The organism is Kitasatospora sp. NPDC015121, from assembly GCF_055562955.1.
In genome coordinates, this window is record NZ_JBVHEH010000078.1 from 1 (window position 1) to 6,728 (window position 6,728).

At 73.4% G+C, this 6,728-nt stretch carries 9 protein-coding genes and 2 pseudogenes; 6 read left to right on the forward strand and 5 right to left on the reverse strand.

What is annotated here, in order from left to right; genetic code table 11:
- Window positions 1-105 (reverse strand): annotated as a pseudogene (locus ACZ3J7_RS40655) (electron transfer flavoprotein subunit beta); the annotation flags it as partial.
- A gap of 321 nt (window positions 106-426) precedes the next feature.
- Entirely contained in the window at window positions 427-843 is a 417-nt protein-coding gene (locus tag ACZ3J7_RS40660; protein WP_465628430.1) for a TlpA family protein disulfide reductase, read from the reverse strand.
- A 217-nt stretch (window positions 844-1,060) separates the two neighbouring features.
- Between ACZ3J7_RS40660 and ACZ3J7_RS40665 the strand changes: the two genes are divergently transcribed.
- The 4 genes from ACZ3J7_RS40665 to ACZ3J7_RS40680 all read left to right on the forward strand — a co-directional run bounded on the left by ACZ3J7_RS40665 (window position 1,061) and on the right by ACZ3J7_RS40680 (window position 4,326).
- Window positions 1,061-1,480 (forward strand): DUF4395 domain-containing protein, encoded by a 420-nt coding sequence (locus tag ACZ3J7_RS40665; RefSeq protein ID WP_465628445.1) that lies wholly within the window; start codon window positions 1,061-1,063, stop codon window positions 1,478-1,480.
- A 173-nt stretch (window positions 1,481-1,653) separates the two neighbouring features.
- Window positions 1,654-2,409, forward strand: a complete 756-nt coding sequence (locus ACZ3J7_RS40670) for a lysophospholipid acyltransferase family protein (protein ID WP_465628432.1) — start codon at window positions 1,654-1,656, stop codon at window positions 2,407-2,409.
- Between the two features lie 137 nt (window positions 2,410-2,546).
- Window positions 2,547-3,512: a peptidase associated/transthyretin-like domain-containing protein gene (locus tag ACZ3J7_RS40675; protein WP_465628434.1), complete on the forward strand. Its 966-nt coding sequence runs from the start codon at window positions 2,547-2,549 to the stop codon at window positions 3,510-3,512.
- A gap of 304 nt (window positions 3,513-3,816) precedes the next feature.
- Window positions 3,817-4,326: a DinB family protein gene (locus ACZ3J7_RS40680; protein ID WP_465628436.1), complete on the forward strand. Its 510-nt coding sequence runs from the start codon at window positions 3,817-3,819 to the stop codon at window positions 4,324-4,326.
- Between the two features lie 31 nt (window positions 4,327-4,357).
- Here the strand turns inward: ACZ3J7_RS40680 and ACZ3J7_RS40685 are convergent.
- Together ACZ3J7_RS40685 and ACZ3J7_RS40690 are read right to left on the reverse strand one after the other, a co-directional pair.
- A pseudogene (locus ACZ3J7_RS40685) lies at window positions 4,358-4,444 on the reverse strand (integrase); the annotation flags it as partial.
- A 13-nt stretch (window positions 4,445-4,457) separates the two neighbouring features.
- The gene (locus ACZ3J7_RS40690; RefSeq protein WP_465628438.1) at window positions 4,458-4,985 is read right to left on the reverse strand and encodes a MarR family winged helix-turn-helix transcriptional regulator; all 528 of its coding nucleotides are present in this window, start codon (window positions 4,983-4,985) and stop codon (window positions 4,458-4,460) included.
- 61 nt (window positions 4,986-5,046) lie between these two features.
- Between ACZ3J7_RS40690 and ACZ3J7_RS40695 the strand changes: the two genes are divergently transcribed.
- Window positions 5,047-5,637, forward strand: a complete 591-nt coding sequence (locus ACZ3J7_RS40695; RefSeq protein WP_465628439.1) for a carboxymuconolactone decarboxylase family protein — start codon at window positions 5,047-5,049, stop codon at window positions 5,635-5,637.
- A gap of 31 nt (window positions 5,638-5,668) precedes the next feature.
- On the forward strand, window positions 5,669-6,043 hold the full coding sequence (locus ACZ3J7_RS40700) for an SCO4402 family protein (protein WP_465628441.1): 375 nt from the start codon (window positions 5,669-5,671) through the stop codon (window positions 6,041-6,043).
- Between the two features lie 77 nt (window positions 6,044-6,120).
- Here the strand turns inward: ACZ3J7_RS40700 and ACZ3J7_RS40705 are convergent, their stop codons facing one another.
- A complete protein-coding gene (locus tag ACZ3J7_RS40705; RefSeq protein WP_465628443.1) occupies window positions 6,121-6,510 on the reverse strand; it encodes a VOC family protein in 390 nt (129 codons plus the stop codon).
- Window positions 6,511-6,728: the final 218 nt, after the last annotated feature.

Below are 6,728 nucleotides of genomic sequence, written 5' to 3' on the forward strand. Positions count from 1 at the left end.
GAGGCCGTCCACGCCCTCCCGGTCGGTGGTGGCATCGTCCGCGAAGCGACGGTCACCGGTCGCGTCGGGCACGTACTTCACACAGACAACGATCCTCAAGCTCACGGCCTGCTCTCCTGTTACTGGTCCGATCCGGCGGCTGCGGCACCTGCGTCCGTGCGCGCCGGGCACTGCCCGACCCGCGCGCGGGGCCCGCGGCCCGAGCGGCGTACGCGGGTGCCCCTCCGGAGCTCCCGGCAGCATACTCACGAGTAGCCCAGTCGGTCACTACTCGCCAGTAGCTTACGCTGCCGGGGATCCCCGACGGACACCCTGCCGCCGCCTGGGCCCCATCCTGCCCCAGCCCGCGGCCCGCTGTCCGCCCGGCACCGCGCCCGGCCCCCGATCAGCACGGGGGACCGGCCGCCCCGGCCCCGCCGCCTCCGGCTACACGGCCTCGCCCAGCGCCGCGATCACGTCCGCCTTCCGCGGCTGCCCGGCCGCCCGCCGCACCACCCGCCCGGACGCGTCCAGCACCAGCACGGTCGGCGTCCGCAGGATCTCCAGCCGCCGCACCAGCTCCAGCCGCGACTCGGCGTCCACCTCCACGTGCGCGACGCCCTCGACCATCCCGGCCACCTCGGCCAGCGTCCGCCGGGTCGCCCGGCACGGCTGGCAGAACGAGGTCGAGAACTGCACCAGCGTCGCCCGCTCGCCCAGCGGCTCCCCCAGCTCCGCGCCGGTCAGCCGCACCCCGCCGTCCGCCTCGCCCCGCACCCGCAGCCTCCCGTCCCGCGCCCTGCGCACCAACCCGAACGCGCCGGCCGCCGCCAGCACCACCAGGCACACGATCAGTCCGGTCATCCGCCCAGTGTGACAAACCCGCACCTGGGCCCGGAAGGCGCGCCCCGCTAGCATGGCCGGGTGAACGCCCGCACCCCGTCGTCGAACCCCCGGCTGACCAGCCGCCGGGTGATCGACCTGTGCCGGGCCTGCACCACCCGCTGTCGCTGACCGCCCGTCCCCCGACGCCCCGTCAGCCGACCGCCCCCTCCCCCTCCGGAGTGCCTCCGTGCAACCCGTGCAGCCCGCGCAGCCCGCCCAGATAGACCCCCGTGGCCCCCGTTTCGGCGCGATCCTCACCTCCCTCGTCCTCGCCGCCGCCCTGATCACCGGCAGCGGCCTGCTGCTCGCCCTGCAGGCCCTGATCTTCGCCGCCGGCGCGCTCGCCGGCCTCCGGTACGCCCCCTACGGCTGGCTGTACCGCGTCCTGGTCCGCCCGCACCTCCCGCCGCCCGCCGAACTCGAGGACGCCCGCCCCCCGCGCTTCGCCCAGGCCGTCGGCCTCGCCTTCACCCTCCTCGCCACCCTCGGCGCCCTGGCCGGCCTCCCCTGGCTCACCCTCGCCGCCGCCGGCCTCGCCCTGGCCGCCGCCTTCCTCAACGCCGCCTTCGACTACTGCCTCGGCTGCGAGTTCTACCTCCTCCTCAAGCGCGCCTGAGAGCCCGGTCACCGGGCCCCACCGGGGCCCGCGTGACAGACCGCGCCCGTTCGGGGGATCATCGGGGGGAAACACCCGTGGCCGCCGCGGCGTGCCGCGCCCCCACGCGGCCGACCTCCACGCCCCGGGTTCCACCGGACCGGGCGCATGGCCCGTGGGAAGTAGGGCTGACCGTGGCTGAGTTCGTGTACCCGCCGGTGATCCGCACCGCGCTGGCCGCCTTCAAGGCGCTGGACCTGCGGATCTCCATCGTCGGCGCCGAGCACGTCCCCGCCACCGGCGGCGCCGTCCTGGTCAGCAACCACATCAGCTACCTCGACTTCATCTTCGCGGGCTTCGGCGCGTACCGGGTGGCCCGCCGCAAGACCCGCTTCATGGCCAAGGACGACGTGTTCCGGCACCGGGTCTCCGGCCCGCTGATGCGCGGCATGAAGCACATCCCGGTGGACCGCACCGACGGCCAGCCCGCGTACGAGGCGGCGGTGAAGGCGCTGCGCGAGGGCGAGGTGGTCGGGGTGTTCCCGGAGGCCACGATCAGCCGCTCGTTCACGCTCAAGAAGTTCAAGACCGGCGCGGCCCGGATGGCCGCCGACTCCGGCACCCCGCTGCTGCCGGTGGTCCTGTGGGGCACCCAGCAGCTGTGGACCAAGGGCCGCCCGAAGACGCTGACCAAGCGCCACGTCCCGGTGACCATCATGATCGGCGAACCGATCCACCTGGCCCCGACCGACAAGCCGGTGATGGTGACCCGCCGGCTGCGGGCCGCGATGACCGAGATGCTGGACCGCGCCCAGCGCGACTACCCCGCGAAGCCGACCGGCCCCGACGACTCCTGGTGGCTGCCCGCCCACCTCGGCGGCACCGCGCCGACCCTGGAACAGGCCGAGGCCGAGGACGAGGCGGAAGCCGAACGCCGCGCCGCCCGCTGACCCTCCCGTCCCCTTCCCCGTCCCCTCCCTCCCCCTCCTGCCCGAGCGCTTCTCTCATCCCGTCCCAAGCCCGCCCTCATCTGCCGTTCCTACGCTGCACGGGACGGCAGAGGGACCGGATGAGGGACGGGACAACCATGGCAGCGGAGCACACCGGACAGGCGCACGCGCACGAACCCGCGCACGACCACGACGAGGGCCGGCGGGTCAGCCGCCGGCGCGCGCTGGCGGGCATCAGCAGCATCGGCCTCGGCGCGCTGCTGGCCGCCTGTTCGAGCTCCGGCGGGGGCAGCACCTCCGCGAGGACCACCACGGGAGCCGACGCCTCGATCTCCCCGCAGGCGTCGACCACCGAGGACCTGACCGGCCTGTTCGCGGACGCCAACACCTGCGCCCTGACCGCGCAGACCACCCAGGGCCCCTACTACTTCGACGCCGACAAGATCCGCAGCGACATCCGCGAGGACCGCGAGGGCGTCCGGCTGCGCCTGGCGATCCGGGTGCAGGACAGCGAGACCTGCCAGGCGCTCCCGAGCGCGGTGGTGGAGATCTGGCACTGCGACGCGGCCGGCACGTACTCGGGCGCCGAACAGCTCTCCACCGGCGGCGGTGGCGGCCCCGGCGGCGGCACCCCGCCCTCGGGCGCCCCGACCGGCGCCCCGCCCTTGGGCGCCCCGACAGGCGCCCCGCCCTCCGGCGGGCCGGACATCGGCGGCGGGGGCGGCGGTGCGAACGACGGCATGGCCGACCTGACCCCGCAGGACGACAAGCGCTACCTGCGCGGCGCCCAGGTCACCAACCAGGACGGCATCGTCGAGTTCACCACGGTCTGGCCGGGCTGGTACTCGGGCCGCACCGTCCACGTCCACGCGATGGTGCACACCGGCAACCAACGCACCCTCACCACCCAGCTGATGATGGACGAGTCGCTGAACAGCGCGGTGTTCGCCAAGGCCCCGTACAGCTCGCACAGCGGCCGCGACACCTTCAACGACGGCGACACCATCTACCAGCCGTCCATGCTGCTGAAGATCACCGAGGACGGCGACGGCTACCTCGGCGTGATCACCTTCGCCGCCGACCCCGACAAGAACGGCAAGTAGCCCCCGCCCCGATGCCGTCGTCGATGAAATCCGAGCCGATCAGTCCCCTGAGCACCGGAGTGCTGCCCGCCGGCCAGCAGAATCGCCCCCGACCGCCACAGGACAGCCGTACCCGACCCGCCCCGGGCCTGCTGGTGGGGGTGCTCGGCCGGGTGTTGTCGTAGCCCCGGTGTAGCGTCCAGGCCGCAGGTGACCCGCAGGGAGACCGGAGACGCGGTATGACGAGTGCGACAGGTGCACCGGGAGAGCCGGGAGAGCTGGCCGGCGGGGCCCCGGAACGCCTCGGTGATCTGTGCACCGTGCGGTGAACGCCGAACTCGACGCCCTCAAGAGCGCCCTCGACCATCAGCGCAGTCACGTCATCGGAGTTCTCGAAGGGCTCTCGGAGGACGATCTGCGGCGGCCGGTCCTGCCCAGTGGCTGGAGCTGTCTGGCGTTGCTGCGCCACCTCACCGTGGACGTCGAACGCTTCTGGTTCCTCGGGGTGATCGCGGGCGATCCAGAAGTGGCCGGACAGCTCGCTGCGGGCGCGGAGGCGCACTGGTACGTGCCCGAGGGGATGAGCGCCGAGCAGGTCTTCGCCGATTACCGGGCAGCCATCACGGCCTCGGACGCCGTGCTCGCGGCCACCGCGCTCGACCAGGAGCCGGCGGCCTGGCCCGTGGAGTTCTGGCCGACCTGGCGGCTGCCTGACGTGCGGCGCGTCCTGGTCCACGTGCTCACCGAAGTCGCTTGTCACAGCGGGCACTTGGACGCGGCACGCGAACTGATCGACGGCACCACGTGGCTCGGCGGCAACCCCTACGCCGGCTGATCCCGTGACCGGACGAGGTCCGCCGGGTTCCTCAGGCCGTGGAGGAGCGGGGGCGCCCACCCCACCGGATGCCCTTCTCGCGGCGCCGAGCGGCGAGCACGTCGGGGTGCCGGGCGTGGCCGGTCAGAGCGCTAGCCTGCGAACCACCCCGCCGCGTCCAGCCGGAACCCGGACGGGCCGACCAACTCCGCGATGCCGTCCTCCAGTTCGCGCAGGCGCTGCTCGCCGAGCGCGGCCGCCCACCGGGCCCTGATCCGGTCGAACCCGGCCGCCGACTTGGCCAGCATGTCCAGCCCGCCCGGGGTCAGCCGGACCACCTTCCGCCGCGCGTCCCGCGGATCGTCCGCCCGCTCCGCGTAACCGAGTGCCTCCAGCCGGTCGACGGTCTTCCCGGCGGCCTGCTTCGACACCCCCAGTCGGCGGCCGAGTTCGCTGGCGGTGGCTCCGCCGACCCCGATCGCCTGCAGCGCGAAGCCGTGCGCGGGCCGCGCGTCCGGGTGCCCGTCGCGGGCCAGCTCGGCGTGCAACTCGTCGATGATCGTGCGGAATCCAGCGAACAGCAGGAGCGGCAACTCGAAGCCGTCACGACCCGGAAGGGCCGGTTCCCCGTTGCGCGAATCGACAACCTGGTTTACGTTTTGGTCAACCACGTTGTCCATTCTAGGGCGCGCGACCGGAACCCGCTCCCCGGCGCGCCTCCCATCCGTGAAAGGCCCCGCCATGACCACCCACGCCCCGAGCACCCCCACCACCTCCACCACCCCGACCACCGGCGCCCACTTCCCCGACCTCACCCCCGAGACCGCCCCGCCGGCCACCCGCCGTCAGCTCGAACAGGTCACCCGCCACCTCGGCTACCTGCCCTCCGCCGCCGCCCGCCTCGCCCACGCCCCTCAACTACTCGACGGTTTCATCAAGTTGACCGCCCTCTTCGACTCCACCGAACTCGAACCGGTGGTCCGCGAGACCGTCATCCTCACCCTCGCCACCCGCAACGGCTGCCACGTCTGTGTGGTCATGCACACCGCCGCCCTCACCCGACTGGCCGCCGCCCCCGAACTGATCACCGCCCTGCGCACCCAACAGCCCCTGCCCGAAGCCCGGTTGGAAGCGGTCCGAAGCTTCGTCCACTCCGTCCTCGACCACACCGGCGCCGTCCCCGAACCCGAACTCGCCGCCTTCCTCGCCCACGGCTTCACCCCGCGCAACGCCCTCGAAGTCGTCCTCGGCATCGGCACCTACACCCTCTCCACCTTCGCCAACCGCCTGGCCGACGCCCCCCTCGACCCCCAACTCGCCCCCTATGCCTGACCCTCACACCCCCGGCCGGTACGCTCCCCCGGTGACCGACCGCGGCCCCACCCTCCCCGCGCTGCGCCACCAACTGGTGACCGCGGTCCTCACCCTGGCCGCCCCCGGCCTCCAGGACGACGCCTTCGACCCCGCACCACTGCTCACCACCCTCTTCACCGAAGCCTGCGACGCCGACGACCCCCTCCCCTGGCTCGGCCACACCCTGCGCACCGGCGAAGAAGCCGCCCTCACCGCCGACCTCGGCACCGCCCTGCGCGCCCTGGCCACCACCCTTCCGCCCGACGCCGGCCCCGCCGAACACCTCGGCTCCCCGGCCTGGCCCACCGTCACCACCGCCGCCGCCCGCCTGGCCCGCGTCCTGGTCGCCAACGACCACCACGCGACGTCAGCCGGCGACGTCTGACGCCCCCACCCGTGGTGCCGCCCGCAGTACCCGCGACGGCACCTCGAACAACTCCGGGGCCTGCACAGCCCCTCCCCTCAACGGCCCGGACCCTCACCCCCGCCGCCTCCACCGTCCGACAGCACGAAATGCGGATTCTCGATCAACCCGACCACCGCCCCCGACGGCTCCACCACCGTCCCGACCCGGATCCCCCCGCCCACCTCCTGCACTCCCTCCCGCACCACGGCCCCCGCCGCCGCGAACCGCTCCACCGCCGCGTCGACGTCCCGCACCCCCCAGTACGCCACCGGCCCGACCGCCGGGTCCGCGTTCGGATCGAGCCCCAACTCGTAGCCCCCCACGTTGAACCCCACGTAGAACGGCTCGTCGAAGTAGGGCTCGATCCCGAGCGCCGAACTCCACCACGCCTTCGCCGCCCCGAGGTCCTGCGCGGGATGAATGACCGTCCGAAGACCGAGAAGCACGCCAACGTCCTTTCCACCGAACCGACGAGAAGGCGAGCCTAGCCCTCCCCCGCACCCCGGCGCGGGCGGAACCACGGAGTGTCCCCCTTGCCGGCCCGCTTCGGGCGGCCGTAATGCTCCGGGAACGCGAGAAAGCCCCCTGACATCCCGTCAGGGGGCTTTCTCTGAAAGATTGTTCGGCGGCGTCCTACTCTCCCACAGGGTCCCCCCTGCAGTAC